Origin of the sequence: Chryseobacterium sp. SSA4.19 (genome assembly GCF_022601875.1) — a bacterium.
In the GTDB taxonomy this organism is placed as follows: domain Bacteria; phylum Bacteroidota; class Bacteroidia; order Flavobacteriales; family Weeksellaceae; genus Chryseobacterium.
In genome coordinates, this window is record NZ_JAKVIP010000009.1 from 42,732 (window position 1) to 69,351 (window position 26,620).

Here is a 26,620-nt window from a genome sequence, read left to right on the forward strand (position 1 = left end):
TGTTTATTATTGGTATTTCAGCAGCTTATTAATCTTAGTCCGGGTCTGCATTGATACTTTATAGGCTTGATTCCTTAGTCTCTGGATCTTTCCGACGGGCTGAAAGAGAGGTTTGCTTTCAAAAGGATTAAACGATAACATTTCATTTTCACAGGCTTTTGGATCCAAAAGGCTATTCTTGTCAATTTTTACTTCACCGATTTTTACATAAGGCGATTTTTTCCATTCTACGTTCAGCTGATTGACCGGCTGGTGGTCTAAATCGTAGCAGATCTGCACCAAAACATCCGCTTTAAAATCATAAGCTGCTAAATACCCTTCGAGAGCATCTTTTACTTTTATTTTTTTTCCGAAATTCCGGTCTACGGACTGAGGTTTTAGTTTAATCTTTATCATGCAGTCACCTAAACGGTATACACCGACAGAATGAAAGTCAAAGGACAGGAAAAAATCATTTCTTTTGTTCCAGAGCGTAATGATATGTTTTAAAAATGAAGCGGTAAAAGTAGACGGAATTACTTTTAAAATCTGTAGCAACAGAGAAAAAGAGCTCCATTTTTTAACAAAAAACCGGTTGACGGAAGTAAATAATTTCAAGAAGGTACTTACCGAATTAATAGGGAATAAAGGAAAATTCACCAAAGGATAATTGGCGATAAGGTCTCCATTTTCATCTTTTATTTTAACAGCAAATCCATAAGCCGGAATATCTTTCTTGCCTCTGGTAATTTTAAGATGGGCATTGGAAAAACGTACTGTCAGATCATAAGCGGGCTGATCAAAAAATGGTTTAAGTTCTTCGGGAATATTCTGTGCAATTAAAAGCTTACCCGTTGCCACAGCATATGTTTTAGCATGGGCATTCCGCGTAGCGTAATTGACATCGCTGGTCGTTGATGACTGTTCTACAAAATCTGAAATGCTTTTCTTATTGATTTCAAGAAGTTTCTCTTCATCTGCAGTCAGGCTATCGTATTTCTTATGATATTTAAGTGGAATTGGCATTTAGTTTTTAAGTCCAATTATAACGCCAAGTTCCCGTAACCGTGTTAATACAGCATTAATAATATTTGAATTTTTATCAGCTGGACATTCTAAATGATATATTGGAGGTGTAATGCTTTGGCAAAGAGTGTTTTATGAAAGTAGGAAAAATGCCGGATTGAAAAACTTTCATTCTCTGCATTTATACTTCCCGCTTCAAAATCCTATCTTTGTAAAAAAATATCAATTATGGGCGTAGCAGATATGTTATTTAAACGTAAAAAAGAGCAGGCCGAAAAAAACCTGCAGGACGGTAAAGAATACATGGAAGAATATGGCAAAAGAGAAAGCGTGGTTCAGTTACCAAGCGGATTGCAGTATGAGATCATTACAGAAGGCAACGGCGAAAAGCCTGGCCCCAGGTCTACGGTAAAATGCCATTATCATGGAACGACCATTGCCGGGAAAATCTTTGACAGCTCCGTAAAAAGAGGAACTCCGGCTTCTTTCCCTTTAAATAAAGTCATTAAGGGATGGACAGAAGCACTTCAGCTGATGTCTGTAGGAAGCAAGTGGAGATTGATCATTCCTCCGCATCTTGCGTATGGAGATCAGCAGATCAGCAAAGAAATAGGACCTAACAGTACACTGGTTTTTGAAGTGGAACTGCTGGATATTAAATAATCTGATTCTTAACATAGCATAGAAATTACCTGTTTTTCGGGTAATTTTTTTTTATTATATTGGTATTGTTTTCCAGTACGTTCTGAGCCATCAATAGACCAATATGTACTAAATATAACGGAATGAAAAAAATATTTTACATTTTTGCTTTTGCAGCATTGTTGTCTTCCTGTGTTTCCAGAAAAAATCAGGCGATTAAAGAAAATATATCCACCTTAAAAGACAGTTACTGTAAAGCACCGTTTAAATATAATTACGGGAATAAATTTCCTTCTTATAATTCAGATTCAATTATTGCAGCCAATAAAGAATTAAAAGGTAATTTTTCTGATCAGAGTATTCTGATTTTAAATGCCCTTGATAACTTGGATGAAGTGCAAGAGATCATGCAGCTTAAAAAAGATACATCTTTAGGCTCCCAGGTAAAAATCTTACAACTGAAAAGTAAAATTAACAGTAAAATCACCATTGCTTTAACAGAATTGGATGCGGTTGCGGCAGAATTCGACTGTGAGGGAGAACGCGTAGCACAGATTGGGAATTATGTTGATAATCTTAATACTTCCCGGAATAATAAGCTTGTTTTATATTCCGTTGTGGTAGGAGCGGCAGCATCAATAGCCGGCGGTATCGTGAAAAATGATGCATGGGACAGAGCGATCAGTATCGGAGGTGGTGCCCTGGGGGCAGGATTCGGTTTAGCTACCCTGAATCCGAAGGGGAAAAAAGTAGAGTTCATCCATCACAGAAACCTGTTGCGGGATATCTGGAACGAAAAACTACAGTCACCAAATTTTCCGCCTTTTATCTGGTATATGTATACCGAAAAAAGATTTTCCAATAAAGAGGAACATTCGCTGATCCGCAGCATGAAAGAAAGATGGCTCCATTACCAGTTTGATGATGATCAGGAAGCGGCAGACCGGTCGGTTATTTTCAGCGACGGCGGATATTACCGATCAGATGATCTGCATAACAGGGAGGCCATGCTGAACCAGATGCAGTCGGCAACAAGGACGATTAATCAGAATATTAATTACCTGCTGTTGGATCTGGATAAACTGGTTTTATAGTATGATGAAAAATTATAAAAGTCTGAAATAACTTTTATTTCCTGGCTTTTTTGTAGAATGAAAATATTTTGAATCTGTAAATTGCGTCTGTTATTTTTACCCATGTCAGAATTAAGAAAAATAAGAGAAGAACAGAATCTAACCCAGGAAGAATTAGCTGGAAAATCAGGACTTTCTGTAAGAACGATTCAACGGATTGAAAGCGGAATATCTCCCAAAGGATATACCCTGAAAGCATTGGCTTCAGGGCTCGGCATTGCTGAAAAAGATTTATTAACCCCTGACTTTCCTGAAGAAGAACCTGCCGCTCAAGAACCTGTATCTGTACAGCAAGAAGCAGAGATGATACATTACAGCATGGTTAAAATAATTAATCTTTCTTCGATTCCCTTCGCCTGGTTTCCGGTGGCTAATTTTATTTTGCCTGTATCGATCATGCTGTTCACCAAACAGAAATCTTCAATTGTAAAGCAGATTATTTCTGTCCAGATATTGGCGGCTGTTATGGCAACGGTAATATTTATGATTGTTGTTTTGATGAAGCTCGGCTCAGGCTCTGTTCTGATCACCATGATTCTTCTGACACTGGCCAACCTGTATATTATTTTGAGAAATGCCTATGAAATTGATAAAAGTCAACAGCTGTATTATAATCTGAATTTCAGTGTGATATAAATATGACAGGTAACTGTCGGGTTTTTGTCGGGCTGTTTTTTTAGCTGAAATCAAAGAATTCCGAATCTTTGTCAAAAAAATTAAATGACAAAATGTTTTCGCTCCGGCATTCTTATTTTCTTTATGTTCATCGGAAGCCTGCAGGCTCAGATTGATAAAAACTCACCACTGTTTTTAGAACTTAAAAAGCAGGACAGCATCTTTTTTGAACGCGGGTTCAATCAATGTGATTTGGCCTATCTTGAGAAATCAACAGATAATGATCTGAAATTCTATCATGATAAAGGGGGATTCCAGAATAAAAAATTGTTTCTGGAAAGAACAAAGCAGAATATATGCTCCAACCCTGATCAAAAACCGCTCCGCAAAGTTATTGAAAGCAGCCTGGAAGTTTTTCCCTTGTATGATAACGGGAATTTATACGGCGCAATACAATCGGGAGAACATCGTTTTTATATTCGTGAAAAAAATAAAGAAGACAAGTTAGGCGGCGAGGCCAAATTCACTACAGTCTGGACAAAAAAGGAGGGAAACTGGATCATGAGTGAGGTTCTCAGTTATGATCATCATGAACCCGGTAAAGAAAAAATAACGGATAATCTGGAGCAGCTGATGAAAGATAATAAGATCCCGACTTTAGGTTTAGGCGTTATTGAAGATGGAAAGCTGACCCAGATCAAAGTATACGGAACGCTGGATGGCGAAAAGCCTGCTCCTTACAACAGCTTGTTTAATGTAGCTTCTTTGACAAAACCTGTAACGGCAATAACCGTTTTACGCCTGGTAAGTCTGGGAAAATGGAATCTTGATGAACCGCTTTACCATTACTGGACCGATCCGGATATTGCAAAAGATCCAAGGCATAAAAAATTAACTTCCAGATTGGTGTTAAGCCACCAGACAGGTTTCACGAACTGGCGCTGGCAGAATAAAGATAATAAGCTGAATTTTGAATTCAATCCGGGAACCCGTTATCAGTATTCAGGGGAAGGTTTTGGATATCTTCGGAAAGCCGTTGAAAACAAATTCCATAAAAGCCTGGAAGAACTGGCAAAAGAGTTTGTTTTTAAGCCATTGAATATGAATGACACCCATTATATCTGGCAGGAAAAATTTATGGCAAGAACGGTGATCGGTTATGATAATAATGGTAATCCTTATGATGTTGTGATAAATAAAACGCCAAATGCAGCCGATGACCTGACAACTACGGTAGAAGATTACAGCAATTTCCTGGTTGCTGTGATGAATAATGATGTACTGTCGCCCGCTGTATTTGAAGCGATGAAAACCAGACAGGTTCAATCCAAGAAGAACAAATAATTTCGGACTGGGCTTTGAAATTTATGATCTCGGCAATAATGAAATTGTCCTTTCCCATGGCGGATCAGATAAAGGAGTGAATACCATTGCTTTCATATTACCAAAAACAAAGCAGGGTTTGGTCATTTTTACGAATGTTGATCATGGCTATATGATGTATGAACCGCTGATCAACTATTATTTCGGAGAAGCCGGCAGAAAAATTGTAGAAATAGAAACAAAGTAATTGCACGGAATTAATTACAGTTAAATTTTAACTGTAATTAATTTTGTTACAATTAAAAAATGATCTATCTTTGTCATCTATTACAATGAATAACACAAGATTTGCGACGGCAGTACATATTATGACTTTATTGGCAGACAGCCCGCAGAACTGGCTTACGTCAGATTGGATCGCCGGAAGCATTAATATCAATCCGGCCATGGTCCGTAAAGAACTCAGCATTTTGAGGGAAGCAGGTTTGGTCGTGAGCAGGCAGGGCAAAGAAGGCGGAAGCCAATTGGCCAGAAATGCAGAAGACATTTCCATTTCCGAAATTTATTCTGCCGTAAAAAACACGGAAGTATTAGGTAAAAAAAATCAGAACCCGAATCCGGTTTGTACCATCGGAAGGGATATCAACAATCATTTAAATAACTTATTCGTTGAAACAGACGATTTGGTTTTAAAATTTTTAGGAAATAAATCATTGAAAGAATTCAGTGACCAGTTCAATTAAAATTTTTTAGACATAAATGTAACAATATATATTACAATTTAATTAAATATAAAAGTATGAAAAAAGTAGCAGTAATTGGGGCAACGGGATTTGTTGGCACCCATGTAGTGAATGAATTGGTTAACAGAGGATATGCTGTAGAAGCATTAGCAAGGGATATTTCCAAAGTTCAGGAAAATGAAAATGTAACGGCAAAAAGCATTGATATTAATAAAGTGGATGAATTGGCAGGAGCTTTAAAAGGAAATGATGCGGTAATCAATACCTTTAATGCAGGCTGGACCAATCCTAACCTTTATAATGATTTTCTGAACGGTTCTAAGAATATTGAAAAAGCCGTGGAGCAGTCTGGTGTAAAAAGATTCATTACGGTAGGCGGTGCCGGGAGCCTTTTTATCGACGGACAACAACTGGTTGATGGTCCTGATTTTCCTGCAGACATCAAACCCGGGGCAACAGCGGCAAGAGATTATCTGAATGTTATCAAAGAAAACACCACATTGGACTGGACCTTCTTCAGCCCGGCTATTGAAATGCATCCGGGAACAGCTGGCGTAAGAACAGGAAATTACAGAACAGCTCTGGAAAACCCTGTATTTGATGAGAACGGAAGAAGTGTGCTTTCTGTAGAAGACGTTGCCGTAGTTCTTGCCGATGAACTGGAACAGAATAACCATATCCGGGAGCGTTTTACAGCTGCTTACTAACTTTCTTATTTGCCTAAAAATTTCGGCGGCACCTTTGGTGCCGCCGAAATTTTTATAGTAATGAACTTTTAAAGATTCATAAATAACTTAGGATTCACAGGTGTATTGTTTTTGTGCACCTCATAATGAAGGTGAGGGCCTGTGGAACGTCCCGAATTTCCTGATTTGGCAATCACCTGACCTACTTTTATCTTATCATTCACTTTAGCGACCAATTGAGATAAATGTCCGTATAATGTAGCCAGGCCATTTCCGTGTGATACGATAACACAGTTTCCATAACCGCCTTTCTGTCCTGAAAAGATAACAGTCCCGGCAGCAGTAGCCACTACATCAGACCCGAATGGAACGGCTATATCCAGTCCCTTATGAAACTGCATCTGATCAGCTTCTGCAGGGGCATTGTCTTTTTCTGCAGGTTTCGTTGCGGAAGCCATTGCTTTTGTAGGAGCATTCGTTACCGGAGCGGCAGCCACCGGAGCTGCTTTTGGGGTTACCATTACTTTTACCTGTCTTTTCTCACCATAGCTGTCAGTTACTTCAATGATCCTTTCCACAGGTTCAGGTTTCACTTCCGGAACGGCGGCAGCGGTTGCAGGTTTTGATGTGCTTCCCGTCATAGATTTTACAGAAGCAAAAACGGTCTTGAAAGGAATAGGGTTTTTTCTGATCCCGAAGTTGGATGAAATATATCCTTCGGTAGGCATTCCTAAAGGGACCTGCATCAGTTTCTTCTGAAGATCATTCAGATACTGGCTGTAGCGGTTAGCCTGTTTAGCCAGGTAAACGGAATTTGAGATGCTGTCTTTATTTAGAATCGTGAGCTTTTCACTCGGAATGTCTTTTGATTTCAGGAAGGAATTGAGTTCTGTAACAGTTTGATCTACCAAAGTAAGATCTGTTTTCATTTTTAGGTAATCGACACTGTCTTTTTCTGTGTTGATTTTGACAAGATTCACTTCATAATTTTTGTCATCCTTGTCAGCATACAGTTTGGCTATGAACATGCCCTGTGCAAAAACTACTGATAAAAGTCCTCCCAGAAGGATATTCAGATTTCTTTTGCTGCTTAGAAATTTTTTCATTTTTCTATCTCTTAGTATAATTACAAAACGGTTTTAAGGGTGCAAATTTAATTAAAAATAAACTTTAGAGCATATTTTTAACAACACTTTAAATATTTCTGTAATTAACGGATAATTAAACATTTAATTGTGCTGATATGTTAAGTTTATGCGAAACTGTATTTATCATATACGGAAATAGCTTCTTCCGTCTTTGTTTTAATATATTTGCAGTTCACATTTTCTATTATGGCTAAAAAGAAAACGGATACAGAATCCAATCCTAAAAAAAACAGGAATGATGTTGCAGTAGGTGTTGTCGGAAGCGGAAGTTTTGCAACGGCGATTGTAAAAATGCTTGTTGAAAACTGCAGGGTAGTACATTGGTGTGTAAGGAACGAATATGTAAAAGGAGCGATTGAACAGAGAGGCCATAATCCTACCTATCTTACGGCAGTTAATTTTAACCTTAAAAATTTAAAGCTGACCACAGATATCAATGAACTGGTTTCTGCTTGTGATATTATTGTACTGGCTACCCCTTCAATTTATCTTTCCGATACAATGGATAAAATGACCTGTGGCTATAAAGACAAGATTTTTGTTTCTGCCATTAAAGGGATTATTCCTAAAGTAAATGATGTGGTGGCCCACTATCTGAGAGATGAGTTCAAGATCGGTTTCAGAAACCAGGCCGTCATTGCCGGGCCCTGCCACGCAGAGGAAGTTGCCATGGAGAGGCTCTCATACCTTACGGTAGCCACTGTAGAAGAGGAAACTTCCCAGAAATTAGTTGATATATTCAATTCTGATTTTATTAAGATGCATTCCAGCAAAGACATCTTAGGAAATGAATACAGCGCAATTCTTAAAAATATTTTTGCGATCGGAGCCGGGATTGCCAGTGGCCTGGGCTACGGGGACAACTTCACGGCAGTTTTCGTTTCAAATGCGATCCGCGAAATGGAAATGTTCCTCGAAGCGATCTATGAAGCACCAAGAGATGTAAATGAAAGTGCCTATTTGGGGGATTTGCTCGTAACGGCCTATTCCTTATTCTCAAGAAACAGAAACCTTGGTAACCTCATCGGGAAAGGATATACGGTGAAATCTGCAATTCAGTCTATGAACATGGTCGCAGAAGGATACTATGCCGCGGATTCCATTTATAAAACATCGAAAGAAAAAGGATTGGCGCTTCCGATTATAGATACGATCTACGGAATTTTATATGAAGGGAAAAATGCAGAAAAACAATTCAAAAAACTGACGGCAAAACTGGACTGATGACTCCATAATAAGTTTTGTTTTTTAACAGACAGTCAATATAAAATACCATTGTTAAAATTTTTACACAAGTCTTTGTTTCAAGAACTTTTTACGAAATTTGATACTATAAAATTTATATTATGTCACAATCGCTTACAAGCAGAACGCCGAAACCAAAATACGACGTTGTTCTCATCGGTGGCGGAATTATGAGTGCCACTTTAGCTACTTTACTGCACGAGTTCAATCCGGATCTGGATATTGCTATATTTGAAAGGCTGGGCAGGTTTGCCAAGGAAAGTACTGCCGCCTGGAATAACGCAGGGACAGGCCACTCAGCATTCTGTGAACTTAATTATACTCCCGAGAAACCTGACGGCACTATCGATATTTCAAAAGCGGAAAGTATAGCAGAACAGTTTGAAATCTCAAAACAGTTCTGGTCTTATCTGATTACAAAAGGATATATACAGGAACCTTCAGATTTTATTAATTCCTGTCCGCATATGAGCCTGGTATTCGGTGAAAAAGATGCTGAATACTTAAAAAAACGTCATGAAAAAATGTCGGGATCAACGCTGTTCAAAGAAATGCAGTTTTCTACGGATCATGAAAAGTTAAGAGAATGGATTCCTTTGGTGATGAGCAAAAGAAACCCTTCAGAGATTATGGCCGCTACAAAAATGGATTTGGGAACCGATGTCAACTTCGGAACCCTCACCAGGAAAATGGGGAGGCATCTGCTGGAAGATTCAAATGTTGAGGTTTTCCTATATCATGAAGTCAAAGATATTGATCCGAAAGAAGACGGAGCCTGGGAAATGAAAGTGAAAGACAGGATCAACAATCACAAACAGCAAGTGGAGGCTGATTTTGTATTCATCGGTGCGGGAGGATATGCGTTGCCGTTACTGGAAAGCTCCGATATCAAAGAAAGTGAAGGCTACGGGGGATTTCCGGTTTCCGGAGAATGGCTGGTGACTCATAATCAGGAACTGGTGGAAAAGCATCAGGCAAAAGTTTATACCCAGGCTTCTGTGGATGCTCCGCCGATGTCTGTTCCCCATTTGGATTTGAGAATTATTGACGGTCAGAAAGCTTTGCTTTTCGGTCCTTTCGCCGGGTTTTCAACAAAATTTCTGAAAGAAGGGAGCTATCTCGATCTGCCGGAAAGTGTTAATACGAAAAATCTGAGATCTCTTTTCGGAGCATGGTGGCATAATATCCCGCTGACCAAATATCTGGTTCAGCAGGTAGCAATGACCAAATCCCAGAGAATACAGCATTTAAGAGAATTTATTAAAGATGCCAAAGCAGAGGACTGGGAATTGAAAGTGGCCGGACAAAGAGTCCAGATCATTAAAAAAGATGAAAAAGTCGGTGGTAAGCTCGAATTCGGTACTGAAGTGGTGGTCAATAAATCAGGAACGATTGCTTCTCTTTTAGGTGCCTCTCCGGGTGCTTCTACAGCGGTATATGCCATGCTGAATGTCCTTGAAAAATGTTTTCCTGAAAAGCTCCATGGAGAATGGAAAGAAAAATTGTTGGAAATGATTCCTTCCTACGGACAGAAGCTTTCCGGAAACCCTGAGCTTACAGAAAAAATGAGAAATTATACAAAAGAAAAATTAAAACTTGAATACTAAACACCAGTAATAAGCGTGGGTAATAAGTAATTATTTTACAGATTACTTATTACCCATTGCTTATTATTTATATTTAAAATGTCTGATACTCTCGTAAAACCGGTCATCGTAAAAGAACTTCTGGAATCCCTTAAGGCAAAAGTGGAAGAGGAAAAGCAGGTCATTGTTCACTGCTGTTTCCCGGCATCACCATTTTTAGGAAACCTGATCAGGATCTGGCAGTCGACCTACCTTTTTGATAGCCAGTCAGCGCACAAGAGCCGGCTTATCCATACGGAAAATATTACTGTTTATCCCAACTGGACTCCCGTTCCTTTTATGAGAGATTTTTGGTTTACTCTTGTTTTTTCCGGGCTTCCGAAAGACTGTAAAAGCTTCGACCTGAAAGAGGTAATCCCGGAAGAAGGAGGATTTTTTGTGCCATCCATCAAACGGAATTCATCAGATATTTATCGTGTGAAAATTTCGGAATCTTAAGCTCATTTAGATTTAGCTGGAAAATATAACCGCTTGCAAATGATGTTTATTACCGTATAAAAATATAAAGAAAATCTGCTGAATCTTAGAGCATCTATTCAAAAACAAAATGTAAATCAGCTGTAAAAATTTAAATTGTACTTTTAAGCAAGCTCTCAGTAAATATTCTAATCCTTAAATTCAGCAAGCTCAATTTAAAAAACCAAAATATGAAAATTAAAATTCTGTCTCTTTTAATAATGATCATTTTCTTTGGAAACCTGTCGGCACAGGAAACTAAGAAACACATTTACAAAGGTAAAATTGATAAATACCCGGTAACTTTATATCTCGTAGAAGAAATCTCAGGATGCCCAAGCACTCATTACAGTGGCATGTACAAATACGACAATGCCAGTCAGTGGCTGTATCTCGAAATTTCAGATGATGAAGACAATAAGCTGGTCATGGTAGAAGGTGGAATCACCGGAATTATCAGTGTAAAAAGAAATGGTGAACATCTTACGGGGTATTGGATTTCACCGGACGGAAATAAAAAATTGAATGTAAACCTTAAAAAAGCTCCGGTTAACAGTAAAATACTTAAGCCTTATGAAGACCGATACGACCAGGTAAATTATGAAATGAATGATTGTTAATAAAACATTCCGTGATTTAAAAATTTGAGGTTCATACTGTTAATCATTAAGTTAATAAATTCAATTCATGAAAAATTACCTGTTTATCTTTTTACTGTTTCCGCTGATCATTTTTTCTCAAAAGATTTCCAGGGAAGAATCGGAAATAAAGAAATTCCAGAAAGCTCTGAATGCAGAATATCTGAATCCGAAAGAAACGCCTTTGCGTGGAGATCATTTTACCAATTTTAAAGCGCATCCTTTCTTTCCTGTTGATTTGAAATACAGGGTCACTGCGAAATTTGTGAGAACTGAGAATGCACAGCCTTTCGATCTTCCTACTTCTTCCGGAAAGACAAAACCTTACAGGGAATATGGCAAAGCTACATTTGATTTAGATGGGAAATCGTATACTTTAACCCTGTATCAAAGCCTGGATTTAATCAAACAGGCAAAATATAAAAATGACCTCTTCCTGCCTTTCCGCGATGCAACCAATGAAAAAGAAACGTACGGCGGAGGAAAATACCTGGATCTTACGATCCCCAAAGGCAATACCATTGTTCTGGATTTTAATAAATCCTATCATCCGTATTGTGCCTATAATGCTTACGATTACAATTGTCCGGTTGTCCCTGAAGAAAACAGACTGCCTGTAGAAATCCGAGCCGGTGTTATGTATGAAGATATTTATCATTAAGGAATGGTGAGTCTGAAATTTTTCGAAGAAAAAGATTTTCCCGGTGTGAATTATACTCTGGATGAAACCCAGATGGGATATACGTCTACGGCAGAATTTGCATTAAAAAGAATTTTTGAAAGAAATACCGGTTTGGAATTTCCCGTATCCATTTTCTATGACGAAAAACCATCGGGATTTTTTACATTAGATTTTGGGGCAGATCGTTTTGATTTAACAGACAATCCCAATTCTGTATTGTTACGCTCTTTGTCAGTGAATCCGGGATTACAGGAAAAAGGCATCGGGAAATCTGCGATGCTGCAGATTGACGGTCTTATCAGGGGAAATTTTAAAAGCTGTAATGAAATTGTCCTTGCTGTGAATCAGAACAATATTTCGGCGTATGAATTATACCTTACCGTTGGATATCAGTATGAAGGAAAAACTAAGATCGGCAGAAATGGCCCTCAATACATCATGTATAAAAAGATTTAAGAAATTTTTAATGCATATTTTCATCTTTGGCGTGATCCTTTCTGCTGATTTCAGGTAATATCAAATCAAAGTATACAACATGGAAATCTCTCTTAAAAATCAGGTGGCTGTCGTTACAGGAGCCTCCAGCGGAATCGGTTCCGGTATCGCAAAATCTCTGGCTTCAGCAGGCGCAACTGTAATTGTTAACCATTCCTCAGAACATTCGACTGAAGAAGCAAAATCCGTTTTAAAAGAAATTACCGATGCAGGCGGAAAAGGAATTACCTATCAGTGTGACGTTTCCAAAGAAGATCAGGTAATAAAAATGTTTCAGGATACCGTCTCACAATTCGGTACTGTTGATATTCTTATAAATAACGCGGGTGTTCAGAAAGATGCTAAATTTACCGATATGACCCTTGATCAGTGGAATACTGTAATTGGCATCAATCTTACCGGCCAGTTTCTCTGTGCCAGAGAGGCTATCAAAGAATTCCTTCGCCGTGGTATCGATCCTTCACGCTCCGTAGCCTGTGGAAAAATTATCCACATCAGTTCGGTTCACGAGATTATTCCTTGGGCCGGGCATGCAAATTATGCTGCGAGTAAAGGGGCAATCAGGATGCTGATGCAGACTTTGGCTCAGGAATACGGGGCCGACAAAATCCGTGTTAATTCCATTTGTCCCGGCGCCATTCAGACTCCGATCAATAAAAATGCCTGGAGTACTCCTGAAGCATTAAATTCACTGATGGACCTGGTTCCTTATAACAGGATCGGGCAGCCTCAGGATATCGGCAACCTTGCTGTCTTTCTGGCGAGTGATATGGCAGATTATATTACGGGAGCCAGTATTTTCGTTGATGGCGGAATGACAACTTTTGAAAGCTTTTCTACGGGAGGATAGTTTTGGACGCACATTTCCGGCTTTCACTACTCGTTTTTTTGTGCTCTGGCATTTTCCACAGTTTACAAAAAGAGCTCAGACAGGCCGTTCAATCCGGGGCGCAGGTGAGGACGATTACAGAAGGATATTGGCGGCTCATCATTTGTTTTCCCTACTATTAGGATTAGAATCCGATTCATGTACACCGTAAAATACATTTAAAAATTTATGAAAGAAAAAGACAGGTTATCAGATGTTTCATGGAAAAAATGGGGACCTTACGTAAGCAATAGGGAATGGGGGCTTGTGCGTGAAGATTATAGTGAAAACGGTGATGCCTGGAACTATACCAACCACGATACGGCAGAGGCGAAAGCCTACCGTTGGGGCGAGGAAGGAATTTGCGGAATCTGCGATGACCTTCAGAGACTGGTTTTTTCTGTCGGGTTCTGGAATAAAAAGGATAAAATGGTGAAAGAAAGGTTTTTCGGGCTCTCCAACAGGCAGGGGAATCATGGAGAAGATGTAAAAGAATATTTTTACTACCTGGATTCTACTCCGACCCATTCTTATATGAAGATGTTGTACAAATATCCTCAACAGACCTTTCCTTATGACGATTTAATAAAAACCAATGCATCAAGGACGAAACAGGATCCGGAATACGAATTAATCGACACCGGGATTTTCGATAGGAATGAATATTTTGATATCTTCATAGAATATGCAAAAGAAAGCCAGGACGATCTTCTTGTAAAACTGACGATCATTAATAAATCAGAACAGCTGGCACCGCTGGTCATTCTGCCGACCATTTGGTTCAGGAATACATGGAATTGGGGATATAATGACTATAAACCACGGATGAATTCCGAAGAACCGAATAAGATCAGCGTCAGTCATAAGGATTTGAGTATTAAAAATATTTATGCAGACCAATCCGTAAAAGTTCTTTTTTGTGACAATGAAACCCATAATGAGCGTATTTACCAATGTTCCAATACGGCAAGATATACCAAAGACGGGATTAATGACTTTATCATTAATGGTAATGATGCGTCCGTAAACTTGGAGAATAAAGGTACGAAAGCCTCATTTCTGATAGATGAAGCTTTTCAGCCGAAACAGGTAAAAACGTTTGAGTTCAGGATTTCTGATAAAGATTTAGAAAAGCCATTTGAAGATTTCGATGTTATTTTTGAAGCGAGAAAAAAAGAGGCTGATGAATTTTATGAAAATATCCAGGAGGGGATAGAAACAGATGATGAAAAGCTGGTTCAGCGCCAGGCTTTCGCAGGAATGCTTTGGAACAAAATGTTTTACCATTACAATGTTGAAAAATGGCTGAAAGGTGATCCCGCAGAAATACCTCCGCCAAAATCGCGTGAAAAGATCCGTAATTTTGAGTGGAAACATCTTAATAATGAACATATTATTTCTATGCCGGACAAATGGGAATATCCATGGTATGCTACATGGGATCTGGCGTTTCATGCAATCAGTTTCTCGCTTATTGATCCGGATTTTGCAAAACATCAGCTGAAACTTTTTCTTTTTGAATGGTATATGCATCCGAACGGACAGCTTCCTGCTTATGAATGGGATTTGAGCGATGTAAACCCTCCCGTACATGCCTGGGCTGTTTTTAGGGTGTTTAAGATAGATGAATATTTAAAAGATAAACCGGACCTCGAATTTCTGGAAAGTGCTTTCCAAAAATTGCTGATGAATTTTACATGGTGGGTGAATAAAAAGGATAACAACGGAAATAATATTTTTGAAGGCGGATTTTTAGGTCTCGATAATATCGGAGCTTTTGACCGCAATGCCGAACTGCCGAACGGTGAGCATTTGGAACAGTCCGATGGCACGAGCTGGATGGCCATGTTTGCTCTGAACATGATGAGAATTGCTCTGGAGCTGGCCTTGTATAACAGGATTTATGAAGAGATGGCCATGAAGTTTTTTGAACATTTTCTTGCTATCGCCAATTCCCTGGACAAAATGGGTGACGAATGCTTCAGTCTCTGGGATGACCAGGATGAGTTTTTCTACGATGCCATTTCATCAAGGGACGGAAGCCACATGTATTTGAAATTGAGAACCATTGTCGGCCTGATCCCGATGTTTGCTGTTGAGGTAATTGATGATGAAATGATAGAAAAGCTGCCTAATTTTAAAAAAAGAATGAAATGGGTGCTTGAAAATAAGCCTGAGCTGGCCTCTTTGGTTTCGCATTGGGAAGTAAAAGGGAAGGATTCTAAACATCTGCTGTCTCTGTTAAGAGGGCATCGGCTGAAAAGGCTGCTGCACAGAATGCTGAACCCGGAGGAATTTCTGAGCGAATTCGGGGTCCGTGCTTTATCGAAAGAATATGAAAAAAATCCCTATACTTTACAGTTGAATGGTACGGATTATACCGTTAAATATACGCCTGCTGAAAGTGACAGTGCTCTTTTCGGAGGAAACAGCAACTGGCGTGGCCCGGTCTGGTTCCCGATTAATTTTTTAATTATCGAAAGCCTGCAGCGGTTCTTCTTTTATTACAGTCCGGACTTTTTAGTGGAATATCCTACAGGAAGCGGCAGTTACTCAAACCTTGATGAGATTGCTGATGCATTAAGTAAAAGGCTTTCAAAGCTGTTTCTAAAAGATGAAAACGGAAAACGCCCTTTCAACGGTCAGTATCCGAGATTTCAGGACGACCCGGATTTTAAAGATTATATTCTGTTTTATGAATATTTTCACGGGGACAATGGCCGTGGAGTAGGCGCATCCCACCAGACAGGATGGACAGGTCTGATTACTAAAATCCTGATGCCCAGGTTTTCAAAAAAGAAAATTGCAGCCTCTGAAACGGAATTGCCGGAAGGTAAAAAGGGTTATAAAGATCAAATATTCTAAAATGCTACCGAAACCAGCAGCCTGAATAAATTGAAGAACTTTGTGTTTTTCTAATCAAATATCTGGTGGATGACTTCAAGAGAGGGCGGTGTCTGAAAGTCTGTAATATGATAATGATAATAGACCAGAAGACTGTCTAGAAGATCTTTTCTGTATGCTGACGGAATCTTTATACGATAAGGGTCTGCAGTAGAAAGAATCATTTTCCAAATCGCAGAAATATCTTCACCGAACAGCTGGTGTACCGGTTCAGTAGAAAATGTACCGGTTTCCGGATCAAGGAATTTTCCGGCATTAAGCAGGGGCGCCACTCCCTGAATCTTTAAAATTTTAATCAAAAAAATGAAATGTGACTGGTAATTCCGGTGTTGCAGCTCATCAATAAACTCATTCAGGCAAAAGAAAATATTATGGTTTTTATTTTCATGCCTTAGATTCTGATTTAAAAAATCTGATATGAAGAATACAACGGTACTGGATTTTATATCCGTATAGATATCATTACTTTTTATGAGCTCGAATCTTGAGATGGTCTGTATGCCGTTGCCTCTTATCGGAAGCAGCGAAAAGCTTAGCTGGCTTAACGGCATAAGAAGGGCCTTTTTCTTATTTTTTTTGGTGTAAATTCTCTTTAAAAAATAAGACTGAAAGCCGTCTTCTTCTGTAAAACAATGCAAGACCGCATCATTTTCACCATATTTTATATAGGATAATAAAAAGCCGTTTTGTGAATTCATTAATTGACTACCGCAATCTTTGCAGTTGCTTTATCGGATCCGTCTTCATTGGTCATCAATACAAAGTAAACACCCGAAGCAACCCTGGAACCTCTCTGATTGTTAAGATCCCATTCATAATAGCCTCCTCTTGCCACTGCAGAATGCACAACATTCCCGGCGGCATCGGCAATCCGGATATTGGTCACTTCAGCTAATCCTTTAATAGTTACTTTTCCTTTGAAATTGGTATACACTACAGGATTAGGGTAAACCAGAACATTTCCGAAGCCCGAGGTAACGTCAGCAACATCTCCCTGGTAGGTTACAATTCCGTCATACGAAACAAAGTATACCTTCCCGGTTTTCTTGTCAATTTTGATATCCGTAATGGAATTGGTAGGGAGCGGGGAGTTTTCTTTCGTAAAATGCTTGATGGTTTGCTGTCCGTTGGCAGATACATAGTACACACCGCCTCCGTCTATGGAAACCCATTTATGGTCTCCGGCATCTACTTCAATCTGCAAAATCTGGGAATCTCTGAAAAGTTCTTCGCCAAGACCGTTCTGCTCGATAATGATGGGCTCAACGGTTGCAGTAGCCGGGCTTTTTACGGCTGAAACAGCATTTTGCAAAACCCTTAAGCCAACATCTCCTCCTATCCATGCATCCCCTGACTTATCAATAGCTACCGAAATGGTTCCTCCTGAGTTGGAAGCAAAGCCATTGGCCTGGGTCAGAATATATTCTTTATCATCAGAGGTATTGACTGTCTTGTTTGCGTCATAGGCTATAAAGTTATTTACTCTGGGAGTAGGTATCCAAAGTAAGCCATCTTGGTATAGTGCTTTCTGGGCCGCCCCATAGTTCTGGTTAGTATTTCTTATCAGGAAATCATCGGTAGCCCTGTCATATGCACCAATAGCTGTAAACGGGCCAAATGCAGTATTGTCATTGGAAAAAGCAATGGTTACAAATAAATTATTTGAATCGTCAAAAGTAAGACCTACGGCACGTCTTGCGGAGAATTCGTTGGTACCGAGATTATAATTTTTGGTAAATGTAAAATCTTTGCTTCCTGAATTATACTTCATTTTATAAACACCGCGACCACTTTCGGTAGTATAATTTGTGAAAAATATATCATCACCATTCACAGGATCGGAGACTGCATCCAATACATTAAACCGGGTGGTATTTCCAATAAAATAGGAAGGATAGATCCATTCCATTCCGTTAAAATAATAGAATCCCGGATTCTTTGGATTATTGGATGGTGTATTGAATCTCGCTTCTCTTGCACCGGTTGAGACCAGGATCTGGTTTTCTCCGGACAGGCTTATTTTATAAGCATAATTAAAGTAAGGGCCATCCGGTTTAAAGGAATTACTGCTTTCATTTTTTATCCCTGACAAAACGGTTCCTCCATACACACTGCTTCCGACAGTCGTTGCAGTATTACAGTCTTCACCGAAGCTGACTGTATTATTAAAGTTTCCGTTCGTATTGAAGGTATATACTCTGTTCAGGTCGGTTACAATGATATTATTCGTATTCACCACCACATCGCGGATGTTGCTGAAGTTTTGGGAAAGAGCCACCGCGGTTCCGCCATTATAAACATATCCTATTGTACCGGATGAAAAGCTTAACACGCCTTCCGAATCAATATGTTTGAAAGAACCTGCCATTTCTGTCGTCCAAGTTCCAAAAACAGGAAATGTAGTGTTCATTTCATGGCTTTTCAAACCGGTATTGGTGACAGCGTATACTTTATTCCCGAAAATGGTAGCCTCATTGCTGGCTTCATAAACACCGCCGGATAAAAAGAATGCTGAATCTTTAAACTCTTTTTTCTTCAGATCAAAAATAGAAACCCCATAACCTACTGAAATTACAGCCAGATCTCCTGTAATGGAAATGTGATTGATCTTTTTGCTTCCGTTATACCCTGTTGCAATCGGAATATCTACCACATATTTTACGCCATCAGGAGACACCACATCCATTGATCCGTTTTGGTACCCTATTAAGGCCGTTTTATTTTGCGGATTGTAATCAAAAGCTGAAATTTTCACCTCATGTAATCCGTTGGCTTTGGAGAGCTTGGTAATTTCACCGGTAGAAATGGTGTAATAAAAGATCCCGTTTTCCGCTGCTGCAACAAGTTTTCCATTATCTTCCTTCATCGCCATAACGTTATTGTAGGAAAATAGGTCAGCCCATTTTTTTGAAGAAATAGTCTGTGCATTTGCCAGCGGCAGAGATGCCAGAATACCAAGGGAAATTAAAGAGAGTTTTTTCATGCTTATGCTATTATGCTGCTGTCAATAACCTGGTTATTCCAGGAAATATGTTTTACGTTTTTATGATTATCAAAGAAGAAATCTATTCTGCCTAAAAGAAGACCAGCCCATCCCACCTGGTTTACCAAAACGTTTTTACCGGCTCTGTTGGTAAAAGCCTGTGGTTCCGGCAAGAAAGTATGGGTGTGACCTCCCAGAATCAGATCGATATACTCCGTTTTTGAAGCTAAAATTTTATCATTTATCTTATCAGGATCTTCTTTATAATCATAGCCGATGTGTGAAAGGCAGATCACAAGATCACATTTTTGTTCGTTTTTAAGGAAGTTGGAATAATGCTGAGCAACATCAATCGGATCTGAATATACCGTTTCTCCGTATTGCTTTTTACCAACCAGTCCGTCTAACTGAATTCCTACTCCGAAAATCCCTACTTTGATTCCGTTTTTATTAAAGATCTTATAAGGAGATGTTTTTCCGTCAAGAACCGTGTTTTTAAAATCGTAATTGGAACAGATAAAAGGAAATTTTGCATTCGGCAGCACTTTTAAAAATCCGTCCAGTCCATTATCAAAATCATGATTTCCCATCGTAGAGGCATCATATTTCATCATGGACATCAATTTAAATTCAAGTTCACCTCCGAAAAAATTGAAATAGGGTGTTCCCTGGAAAATATCTCCTGAATCAAGAAGCAGGACATTGTTTTCCTGATTTCTGATTTGCTGGATTAAGCTTGCTCTTCTCGCAAAGCCTCCCTGACCGGGATTTTTGGTATAGCTGGCATCAAAAGGTTCTATCCTGCTGTGCTGATCGTTGGTATGAAGAATGGTTAGCTTTTTCGCTGGATTTATCCCAGTGATTTTTAATTCTTCTGCCATCATCATCTTCGGAGCCAAAGCCATGGCTAAAGTTCCGCCGCCTATTGCTTTTAAAAAACTTTTTCTATCCATTACTTCTTGCCGATAAAATTTAAACGAATATCTGATTTCGCCGTTACTTCGGGATTGTTTTTAAAATATTCAATGAAAAGATCTCTTAATCTTATTCCTGTAGGAATTGATTCTCCTTTAGCAAAAAACTTCATATTGTCACCGCCTAATGCCAGATAATCAGAAGTGGCAATATAATAATCCTGATCAGGGTTTACTGCATTGCCGTTAATTAAAGCTTTGCTTAACTGTCCGTTAGTGGTTTCAATATATAAATGGGACACCGGATTATTCACCTGTGTTTTTGCATAGTAATCAAAAAGACCCTGCAGATCGGAACCTTTCATTTTTACGATAATCACTTCATTTTCAAAAGGCATCACTTCAAAGACACTTTTTAATAAAATATCCCCTTTTCCTATGGTTGTCCGGATTCCTCCGATGTTGATCAGGGCGGCATCTACATTTTTTTGAAGATGGGTTTTAGCCCATTGATCAGCACCGTCAAATGTATAATCTGCCAAAAGATTACCGAGGTTGCTGTTGTCTCCCTGCTTGGTCAGATCAATATCCGTATGGGAAATCTTCTGGTTCATCTCTTGATCCAGCTTTTGTTTATAAGGTTCAATAACTTTTATAAACGCCTCATCATTCTTCAGTTCATTATTAATAGAAATGTTTTTCCGGGTCTGCACATCTGCTACCTGAAGCGGGGAGACCGTCTTACAGGCAGAAAGTATAGCCAGAGTACTTCCTAGTAACAAGAATTTATTTTTCATATGCCACAATTATTTAAGACTATATGCAGTCGCCTGTTCTTTTCTCTGTAAGGAATTTAGACAGTGACGATTTCATAAGATCTTTAGTATATGCAAATATAATTATATGTATAATAAAACATTATTATTTGTGATAAATTCTTAGCGTAAATTATTAAATTTGAAAAAATAATTCTAGCAGATGAGCATTTTAAAAGGAGTAGGTGTTGCTTTGGTTACACCCTTTAATGAAGATTTATCCGTAGACTTCAACAGTTTAACAAAACTTGTGGAATATAATATAGAAAACGGAACCAATTATTTAGTTGTTTTAGGAACTACAGCCGAGGCTGCAACGCTTTCTGCTGAAGAGAAGAAGCAGGTGGTAGATCATATCATTAAGGTGAATAATAAACGCCTGCCTTTGGTTTTGGGAATTGGCGGCAACAATACGCTTGAAGTCAAGAAGCAGATTGAAGAAACAGGTCTTACTGATTTTGAAGCAGTGCTTTCGGTATCTCCGTATTACAATAAACCTAATCAGGAAGGGCTTTATCAGCATTATAAAGCATTAGCTTCAACGGGAAAAAATATTATTATCTATAATGTTCCTTCAAGAACAGGACAGAATGTTGAAGCGGAAACTACGTTGCGTTTAGCCAGAGAGTTCTCGAATTTATTTTTAATTAAAGAGGCTTCCCCAAATATTCTTCAGTATTTTGATATTTTAAGAAAGAAGCCTGAAGGTTTCTCATTGGTTTCAGGCGATGACGAATTTACGCTTCCCGTGACTTTAGCCGGTGGAGACGGAGTTATTTCGGTGATCGGACAAGGATATCCGAAAGAATTCTCTACCATGGTTCAGCTGGCCTTTGACGGCAAAGTAAAAGAGGCTTATGAAATCCATAATAAGCTGGTTGAAATTACAAGATTAATTTTTGCAGAAGGAAACCCTTGTGGAATTAAAGTGGTTCTGACAGAAAAAGGAATTATTAAAAACTACTTAAGGTTGCCTTTGGTTCCGTCTTCAGACGGATTGTATTCTAAAATTAAAGCTGAAATGGCAAATATTGAAAATAATTAAAGTAGAATAAGTAATACAATTGCTTGCGTGGATCTGATAACTAATTTTAATATTGATTCACCTCAAAATTAATTTCAATTAATAAAGATAGCAAGGTAAAAGATCGTGCAAAGATCTTTTACCTTTTTTATTTGGTAATAATATTCTGTACGCGTAATTATTTTAGAATATGAAATTCTTAGCGACCTTTGTATTCAAAATCATAACAGTTAAAAAATAATGAAACTAGTAATAGCAACCCCAGACGATATTTCTTTAATTCAGGATATGGCGAGAAGATCGTGGGAAAATGCATACGCAGAGATTCTTTCTTCAGAGCAGATGGAATTTATGCTGGGCACCATGTACTCCAAAGAAGAGATACTCTCCCAGATGCAACATCCCAATTACCATTATTATCTGATGAAAGATGAGAATAGCAACTCTTTTGAAGGTTTTATAGGATATGAATATCATTATGAGGAAAAGACGACAAAACTCCATAAAATCTATCTGGTTCCTGAAAGCAAAGGCAAAGGCTTTGGAAAAGATGCCTTACAGTTTTTGATTCAGCAGGCATCGGACAAAGGAGATACGCGTATTATTTTGAATGTCAATAAATATAATTCTTCAAAGCAATTTTACGAATCTCAAGGATATCGGGTTTATGATGAAGGCGTTTTCGATATCGGAAGGGGATTCTTTATGGATGATTATTTAATGGAATATATAATTCACAAGTAGTAGACTTAAAATTCTGTAACGTTTAACGGTAATTGTATAAAATATGATGAATGGTTTTTATGCATCTTTGCAATAGAACCGGATCAAATAATATTAAAACATACATATGCTTGATGAAAAGCATTCGCTTTTAATCAGTATATTTTTTTCATCCTTAGTGTTAAATTCCTGTATTTATAATACAGGAATTTTTTTGTGATTACAGGCCATATTTTTCTATATCACATTATTTTGAATAAAATGGTTATATTTACGTAAATTATTTAATACGCTACCAGGATGAAAATGTATGTGAAATTTGATTTCAATAGTCTTTGCAAAAAAGTATTGGATGAAAAACTTAAAGAGCAGGGATTTAAATACCGCCTGCTGAATTTTGGAGAAGTTGAATTTTATGAATCTATTACCAGTGATCAGCATCAGGCTATCAAAAATAGCCTGGAGGAATACGGAATGGAAATTATAGAAAGCCAGAAAATTGCCTTGGCGCAGAAAATAAAAGATACAATTGTAGAACTTGTTTTTTCTGATGAGATACTTTCTGTGAAAGCTTCAGTCTACATTGCTGAAAAATTGAATCATAGTTATGGTTACCTTTCTAATCTGTTTTCAGAAATAGTACATACCTCAATAGAGAATTTCATCATACTTCAAAAAATTGAATATGCAAAAGAGTTGATGATCAATAAACAGTATAGCCTTACCGAAATTGCCCATAAGCTGAAATACTCCAGTGTAGCCCATTTAAGTACCCAGTTTAAAAATACTACAGGAATTACACCTACTTATTTTCAGAAAGTTATCGCAGGAAAAAGAAAAACAAATCGCTTTAAACAGCAATATGCTAAACTCGTATGACAAGGGAATGTCTTAATGTGCTCTTAATGGATCATGATGAAAGAAACCATATTCTGTTTAAAAATATCTTTAGCGAACATAAGATCAGCATAAAGCTCAGGATATTTTTCACCACCGAAGAAATGATGAACTACCTGAACCATAAAAACGCTATTATTCCGGAAATTCTGTTTATGAATTATGAGTGTTCTGAAAAATCTGCTTTACACTGCATAGATGTATTCAGATCATGCAATCGTTTTAGTCATATGACAACTGCGGTATATTCAGATGAGTTGTCGCCTGCTCAGGAAGAAGAGTTTTTTATAAAAGGAACAAATGTGATGATGAAAATGCCTGATAATTATATAGATTTGAAGAACTCGCTTACGGAAATCATCACCATCAATTGGCAGTATCATACATCCGGACTCAATAAAGATAATTTTATCATGAAAGTGTGAAAAATTAATACAGAATTATTTTTGTATTAAAATTAATTGTATATATTTGCTATACAAGATTCACATCGTTGTGATAAGAGTATAAAAGCTATAAAAAGTTTTATTATTTTATTTGAGATGAGTGAATTTTATATCCGATAATATGAATCACTATGTTAGTTTACAAAATGAATTATATTATTTCCAACAACAAGCGAAGAAGATCTTTAAACAAACGGTACAATCATGAAAAACTCGTAAGGGCTAAAGGAAATTATATTCGTTTCATTCATTTTCATTTGTAAACCTTTAGAACAACAAGTTAGTTTTTATAAATAAGCAGGTTGGAAATAATATAGTTCATTTTGTTTTTACTTTATTTTAGGCTTAACATCAAATAATAACACCATATTTTATCACACACCACATCACAAAATATTAAGCTGGAAAATAATAGTACAATTAATGAAGTAAATAATTTCTTCAAATAACAGTTTTATAAGGGGAATCGCAGGAAGATTATTTTTTCTGCGGTTTTTTTATGAAATTTTACTCCATTTATTTTTTCCTTTGTAATATCTCAGGTAATAATTTTTAATAATCTGATGATCCGGCAGGGATAATAAGGAATCTTTTTTAAGAATCTTTTCTACGGTACTTTTTGTTGTTTTAATAATCGCTGAATCATTGATAAGGTCAAGTCTTTTGAAATCGACCACTCCGCTTTGCTGTGTTCCCAAAATATCTCCCGGCCCACGCAGCTGCATATCAACCTCTGAAATTTTAAATCCGTCATTGGTTTCCACCATGGTTTTGATTCGGGTTCTGCTGTCAGATGAAAGCTTATCCGAGGTCATGAGGATGCAATAGCTTTGTTCCGCTCCACGGCCCACGCGTCCGCGAAGCTGGTGAAGCTGTGACAAGCCGAATCTCTCTGAACTTTCAATAACCATAACCGAAGCATTCGGAACATTCACCCCAACTTCAATAACGGTTGTGGCCACCATGATTTCCGCTTTTCCAGAAGCAAAATAATTCATGGCGGCATCTTTTTCATCAGGCCGCATTTTTCCATGAAGCATCGTGACATTATGATGTGAAAAATTATCCATCACATTTTCCAGTCCCGTCATCAGATTCTTATAATCCAAAGTTTCAGATTCCTCAATTAAAGGATAAACAAAATATACCTGCCGGCCTTTCTGAATCTCTTCACGGCAGAAGCTGTAAACATAAGCCCGGTCTTTTTCCCGTCGGTGAGCGGTAATGATTGGTTTTCTTCCTACCGGCATTTCATCAATTACAGAAACATCAAGGTCTGAATAAAAGCTCATGGCCAGCGTTCTTGGAATAGGTGTAGCTGTCATAACCAGGATATGGGGCGGAATTCTGTTTTTTGCCCAGAGTTTGGCCCTCTGCGCAACGCCAAACCTATGCTGTTCGTCGATGATCGCCAGTCCGAGATTCTTAAACTTCACTTTATCTTCCAGCACAGCATGGGTCCCGACTAAAATAGAAAGTTCCCCATTTTCTAATTCTGCGTGAATAATTTTCCTTTGAGATGCTTTTACAGAGCCTGTAAGAAGCCTTACATTTACCTGGGTATCTTTCAGCAGGTCTTTAATGCCATTATAATGCTGCTGTGCAAGAATCTCTGTCGGAGCCATGATGCAGCTTTGAAAACCGTTATCTTTCGCGATAAGCATCGTCAGTAAAGCCACCATTGTTTTTCCCGAACCTACATCACCCTGAAGAAGCCTGTTCATCTGGATCGGACGCTTCATATCAAGCCGGATTTCTTTAAGCACTCTTTTCTGGGCACCGGTAAGATCAAACGGAAGATGATTGTTATAGAAATCATTAAAATAGTCACCCACTACCGGAAAAGGATTTCCTATGGTATGGCTTTTATGGTGGAGCTTTTTTAATGCATAGCCCAACTGGAAGAAAAATGATTCTTCAAACTTCATCCGGTAATCTGCCTTTTCAAAATGATCCATATCTTTTGGAAAATGCATATTCAGGTAGGTGTGCTGCCTGGACAGGAATGAAAAAGCTTTCATCAGGTAATCCGGGAAATTCTCATGAATCAGGTTGGGGATTTCTTTGCAGATGTTTCTTAAGACCATCTGAAAGAATTTTTGGTTTAGTCCTCTTTTGGTTAATTTTTCCGAGCTTGGATATATAGGTTTCAGCCGCATATCCGTATCTTTCTTTTCTTCAATTTCAATTTCCGGATGAGGCATGGAAAACTGGTTATTGAAGACATTGATTTTCCCGTAAATGTAAACTTCCTTGTTAACCGGGAGTTGTTCCTTAAGCCATTTTGAATATTGAAACCACACCAGATCCATCGTCCCTGTATCATCATTGAATTTTGCAGACAGTCTTTTTATTTTTCCGGTCTGTATTTCCTGAATATTGGTGATTTTCCCTTTCAGCTGAACATCTGTACTCACGTCATTCAATTGTGATACTTTATGCACTTTGCTTTTATCAAGATATCGGATAGGAAAGAAGTTAAGAAGATCTTCTACGGTAGAAATTCCCAGCACATTTTTAATGAGCTTTGCTTTTTCAGGACCGATTCCTTTAACGTATTCTATGGAAGTTTCTAAATTCATTTAAAAG

At 38.1% G+C, this 26,620-nt stretch carries 26 protein-coding genes; 19 read left to right on the plus strand and 7 right to left on the minus strand.

What is annotated here, in order from left to right; translation table 11 throughout:
* Positions 1–6 precede the first annotated feature (6 nt).
* Positions 7–1,005 (minus strand): hypothetical protein, encoded by a 999-nt coding sequence (locus tag MKJ01_RS08020; RefSeq protein WP_241613243.1) that lies wholly within the window; start codon positions 1,003–1,005, stop codon positions 7–9.
* A 228-nt stretch (positions 1,006–1,233) separates the two neighbouring features.
* Between MKJ01_RS08020 and MKJ01_RS08025 the strand changes: the two genes are divergently transcribed.
* The 7 genes from MKJ01_RS08025 (at position 1,234) to MKJ01_RS08050 (ending at position 6,168) form a co-directional block, all read left to right on the plus strand.
* A complete protein-coding gene (locus tag MKJ01_RS08025; RefSeq protein ID WP_241613244.1) occupies positions 1,234–1,668 on the plus strand; it encodes an FKBP-type peptidyl-prolyl cis-trans isomerase in 435 nt (144 codons plus the stop codon).
* A gap of 122 nt (positions 1,669–1,790) precedes the next feature.
* A complete protein-coding gene (locus MKJ01_RS08030; protein WP_241613245.1) occupies positions 1,791–2,741 on the plus strand; it encodes a hypothetical protein in 951 nt (316 codons plus the stop codon).
* A 102-nt stretch (positions 2,742–2,843) separates the two neighbouring features.
* Complete coding sequence (locus tag MKJ01_RS08035; protein ID WP_241613246.1) at positions 2,844–3,416, plus strand: helix-turn-helix domain-containing protein; 573 nt, start codon at positions 2,844–2,846, stop codon at positions 3,414–3,416.
* 84 nt (positions 3,417–3,500) lie between these two features.
* The gene (locus MKJ01_RS08040; RefSeq protein WP_368366345.1) at positions 3,501–4,739 is read left to right on the plus strand and encodes a serine hydrolase; all 1,239 of its coding nucleotides are present in this window, start codon (positions 3,501–3,503) and stop codon (positions 4,737–4,739) included.
* Positions 4,740–4,815: 76 nt separating this feature from the next.
* On the plus strand, positions 4,816–4,965 hold the full coding sequence (locus MKJ01_RS18945; protein WP_368366346.1) for a hypothetical protein: 150 nt from the start codon (positions 4,816–4,818) through the stop codon (positions 4,963–4,965).
* Between the two features lie 85 nt (positions 4,966–5,050).
* A complete protein-coding gene (locus MKJ01_RS08045; protein ID WP_241613247.1) occupies positions 5,051–5,461 on the plus strand; it encodes an Rrf2 family transcriptional regulator in 411 nt (136 codons plus the stop codon).
* A 56-nt stretch (positions 5,462–5,517) separates the two neighbouring features.
* Positions 5,518–6,168, plus strand: a complete 651-nt coding sequence (locus MKJ01_RS08050; protein ID WP_241613248.1) for an NAD(P)-dependent oxidoreductase — start codon at positions 5,518–5,520, stop codon at positions 6,166–6,168.
* 68 nt (positions 6,169–6,236) lie between these two features.
* Here the strand turns inward: MKJ01_RS08050 and MKJ01_RS08055 are convergent, their stop codons facing one another.
* Complete coding sequence (locus tag MKJ01_RS08055; protein ID WP_241613250.1) at positions 6,237–7,253, minus strand: M23 family metallopeptidase; 1,017 nt, start codon at positions 7,251–7,253, stop codon at positions 6,237–6,239.
* A gap of 228 nt (positions 7,254–7,481) precedes the next feature.
* On the opposite strand from MKJ01_RS08055, the gene MKJ01_RS08060 reads away from it, so the two are divergent.
* From MKJ01_RS08060 to MKJ01_RS08095, 8 genes are all read left to right on the plus strand, one after another.
* Positions 7,482–8,519 (plus strand): NAD(P)H-dependent glycerol-3-phosphate dehydrogenase, encoded by a 1,038-nt coding sequence (locus tag MKJ01_RS08060; RefSeq protein WP_241613251.1) that lies wholly within the window; start codon positions 7,482–7,484, stop codon positions 8,517–8,519.
* Between the two features lie 122 nt (positions 8,520–8,641).
* A complete protein-coding gene (gene mqo, locus MKJ01_RS08065; RefSeq protein ID WP_241613253.1) occupies positions 8,642–10,147 on the plus strand; it encodes a malate dehydrogenase (quinone) in 1,506 nt (501 codons plus the stop codon).
* A 78-nt stretch (positions 10,148–10,225) separates the two neighbouring features.
* Entirely contained in the window at positions 10,226–10,624 is a 399-nt protein-coding gene (locus MKJ01_RS08070; RefSeq protein WP_241613256.1) for a hypothetical protein, read from the plus strand.
* Positions 10,625–10,833: 209 nt separating this feature from the next.
* Complete coding sequence (locus MKJ01_RS08075; protein ID WP_241613258.1) at positions 10,834–11,262, plus strand: hypothetical protein; 429 nt, start codon at positions 10,834–10,836, stop codon at positions 11,260–11,262.
* Between the two features lie 67 nt (positions 11,263–11,329).
* Complete coding sequence (locus tag MKJ01_RS08080) at positions 11,330–11,941, plus strand: DUF1684 domain-containing protein (RefSeq protein WP_241613260.1); 612 nt, start codon at positions 11,330–11,332, stop codon at positions 11,939–11,941.
* 3 nt (positions 11,942–11,944) lie between these two features.
* Positions 11,945–12,418, plus strand: coding sequence for an N-acetyltransferase (locus MKJ01_RS08085; RefSeq protein WP_241613262.1), 474 nt, complete (start codon positions 11,945–11,947; stop codon positions 12,416–12,418).
* Positions 12,419–12,497: 79 nt separating this feature from the next.
* Positions 12,498–13,307, plus strand: a complete 810-nt coding sequence (locus tag MKJ01_RS08090) for a glucose 1-dehydrogenase (RefSeq protein ID WP_241613264.1) — start codon at positions 12,498–12,500, stop codon at positions 13,305–13,307.
* A 207-nt stretch (positions 13,308–13,514) separates the two neighbouring features.
* Positions 13,515–16,190, plus strand: coding sequence for a glucosidase (locus MKJ01_RS08095; RefSeq protein WP_241613267.1), 2,676 nt, complete (start codon positions 13,515–13,517; stop codon positions 16,188–16,190).
* Between the two features lie 50 nt (positions 16,191–16,240).
* Here MKJ01_RS08095 and recO read toward each other — a convergent pair whose 3' ends face one another.
* The 4 genes from recO to MKJ01_RS08115 are packed head-to-tail and all read right to left on the minus strand — an operon-like array spanning position 16,241 to position 20,923.
* Positions 16,241–16,927 carry a DNA repair protein RecO gene (gene recO, locus MKJ01_RS08100; RefSeq protein WP_241613269.1) on the minus strand — a complete coding sequence of 229 codons (687 nt, stop codon included), beginning with the start codon at positions 16,925–16,927 and terminating at the stop codon, positions 16,241–16,243.
* A complete protein-coding gene (locus MKJ01_RS08105) occupies positions 16,927–19,212 on the minus strand; it encodes a T9SS type A sorting domain-containing protein (protein ID WP_241613271.1) in 2,286 nt (761 codons plus the stop codon). Before MKJ01_RS08105 ends, recO begins: the two co-directional genes overlap by 1 nt.
* A gap of 2 nt (positions 19,213–19,214) precedes the next feature.
* Positions 19,215–20,165, minus strand: coding sequence for a bifunctional UDP-sugar hydrolase/5'-nucleotidase (locus MKJ01_RS08110; RefSeq protein WP_241613272.1), 951 nt, complete (start codon positions 20,163–20,165; stop codon positions 19,215–19,217).
* The gene (locus MKJ01_RS08115; protein WP_241613274.1) at positions 20,165–20,923 is read right to left on the minus strand and encodes a 5'-nucleotidase C-terminal domain-containing protein; all 759 of its coding nucleotides are present in this window, start codon (positions 20,921–20,923) and stop codon (positions 20,165–20,167) included. The genes MKJ01_RS08110 and MKJ01_RS08115 overlap by 1 nt, the downstream gene beginning before the upstream one ends.
* A 181-nt stretch (positions 20,924–21,104) precedes the next feature.
* Between MKJ01_RS08115 and dapA the strand changes: the two genes are divergently transcribed.
* The 4 genes from dapA to MKJ01_RS08135 all read left to right on the plus strand — a co-directional run bounded on the left by dapA (position 21,105) and on the right by MKJ01_RS08135 (position 24,010).
* Positions 21,105–21,986: a 4-hydroxy-tetrahydrodipicolinate synthase gene (gene dapA, locus MKJ01_RS08120; protein ID WP_241613276.1), complete on the plus strand. Its 882-nt coding sequence runs from the start codon at positions 21,105–21,107 to the stop codon at positions 21,984–21,986.
* Positions 21,987–22,205: 219 nt separating this feature from the next.
* A complete protein-coding gene (locus tag MKJ01_RS08125; protein ID WP_241613279.1) occupies positions 22,206–22,709 on the plus strand; it encodes a GNAT family N-acetyltransferase in 504 nt (167 codons plus the stop codon).
* A gap of 279 nt (positions 22,710–22,988) precedes the next feature.
* Entirely contained in the window at positions 22,989–23,567 is a 579-nt protein-coding gene (locus tag MKJ01_RS08130; protein WP_241613281.1) for an AraC family transcriptional regulator, read from the plus strand.
* A gap of 26 nt (positions 23,568–23,593) precedes the next feature.
* The gene (locus tag MKJ01_RS08135; RefSeq protein WP_241632559.1) at positions 23,594–24,010 is read left to right on the plus strand and encodes a response regulator; all 417 of its coding nucleotides are present in this window, start codon (positions 23,594–23,596) and stop codon (positions 24,008–24,010) included.
* A gap of 518 nt (positions 24,011–24,528) precedes the next feature.
* On the opposite strand, the gene recG is transcribed toward MKJ01_RS08135, so the two are convergent.
* A complete protein-coding gene (gene recG, locus MKJ01_RS08140) occupies positions 24,529–26,613 on the minus strand; it encodes an ATP-dependent DNA helicase RecG (protein WP_241613285.1) in 2,085 nt (694 codons plus the stop codon).
* Between the last annotated feature and the right edge of the window lie 7 nt (positions 26,614–26,620).

Coding starts and splice junctions, on each gene's coding strand:
- MKJ01_RS08020 (WP_241613243.1), bottom strand. CDS start 1,005: ATGCCAATTCCACTTAAATATCATAAGAAATACGATAGCCTGACTGCA.
- MKJ01_RS08025 (WP_241613244.1), top strand. CDS start 1,234: ATGGGCGTAGCAGATATGTTATTTAAACGTAAAAAAGAGCAGGCCGAA.
- MKJ01_RS08030 (WP_241613245.1), top strand. CDS start 1,791: ATGAAAAAAATATTTTACATTTTTGCTTTTGCAGCATTGTTGTCTTCC.
- MKJ01_RS08035 (WP_241613246.1), top strand. CDS start 2,844: ATGTCAGAATTAAGAAAAATAAGAGAAGAACAGAATCTAACCCAGGAA.
- MKJ01_RS08040 (WP_368366345.1), top strand. CDS start 3,501: ATGACAAAATGTTTTCGCTCCGGCATTCTTATTTTCTTTATGTTCATC.
- MKJ01_RS08045 (WP_241613247.1), top strand. CDS start 5,051: ATGAATAACACAAGATTTGCGACGGCAGTACATATTATGACTTTATTG.
- MKJ01_RS08050 (WP_241613248.1), top strand. CDS start 5,518: ATGAAAAAAGTAGCAGTAATTGGGGCAACGGGATTTGTTGGCACCCAT.
- MKJ01_RS08055 (WP_241613250.1), bottom strand. CDS start 7,253: ATGAAAAAATTTCTAAGCAGCAAAAGAAATCTGAATATCCTTCTGGGA.
- MKJ01_RS08060 (WP_241613251.1), top strand. CDS start 7,482: ATGGCTAAAAAGAAAACGGATACAGAATCCAATCCTAAAAAAAACAGG.
- mqo (WP_241613253.1), top strand. CDS start 8,642: ATGTCACAATCGCTTACAAGCAGAACGCCGAAACCAAAATACGACGTT.
- MKJ01_RS08070 (WP_241613256.1), top strand. CDS start 10,226: ATGTCTGATACTCTCGTAAAACCGGTCATCGTAAAAGAACTTCTGGAA.
- MKJ01_RS08075 (WP_241613258.1), top strand. CDS start 10,834: ATGAAAATTAAAATTCTGTCTCTTTTAATAATGATCATTTTCTTTGGA.
- MKJ01_RS08080 (WP_241613260.1), top strand. CDS start 11,330: ATGAAAAATTACCTGTTTATCTTTTTACTGTTTCCGCTGATCATTTTT.
- MKJ01_RS08085 (WP_241613262.1), top strand. CDS start 11,945: ATGGTGAGTCTGAAATTTTTCGAAGAAAAAGATTTTCCCGGTGTGAAT.
- MKJ01_RS08090 (WP_241613264.1), top strand. CDS start 12,498: ATGGAAATCTCTCTTAAAAATCAGGTGGCTGTCGTTACAGGAGCCTCC.
- MKJ01_RS08095 (WP_241613267.1), top strand. CDS start 13,515: ATGAAAGAAAAAGACAGGTTATCAGATGTTTCATGGAAAAAATGGGGA.
- recO (WP_241613269.1), bottom strand. CDS start 16,927: ATGAATTCACAAAACGGCTTTTTATTATCCTATATAAAATATGGTGAA.
- MKJ01_RS08105 (WP_241613271.1), bottom strand. CDS start 19,212: ATGAAAAAACTCTCTTTAATTTCCCTTGGTATTCTGGCATCTCTGCCG.
- MKJ01_RS08110 (WP_241613272.1), bottom strand. CDS start 20,165: ATGGATAGAAAAAGTTTTTTAAAAGCAATAGGCGGCGGAACTTTAGCC.
- MKJ01_RS08115 (WP_241613274.1), bottom strand. CDS start 20,923: ATGAAAAATAAATTCTTGTTACTAGGAAGTACTCTGGCTATACTTTCT.
- dapA (WP_241613276.1), top strand. CDS start 21,105: ATGAGCATTTTAAAAGGAGTAGGTGTTGCTTTGGTTACACCCTTTAAT.
- MKJ01_RS08125 (WP_241613279.1), top strand. CDS start 22,206: ATGAAACTAGTAATAGCAACCCCAGACGATATTTCTTTAATTCAGGAT.
- MKJ01_RS08130 (WP_241613281.1), top strand. CDS start 22,989: ATGAAAATGTATGTGAAATTTGATTTCAATAGTCTTTGCAAAAAAGTA.
- MKJ01_RS08135 (WP_241632559.1), top strand. CDS start 23,594: ATGGATCATGATGAAAGAAACCATATTCTGTTTAAAAATATCTTTAGC.
- recG (WP_241613285.1), bottom strand. CDS start 26,613: ATGAATTTAGAAACTTCCATAGAATACGTTAAAGGAATCGGTCCTGAA.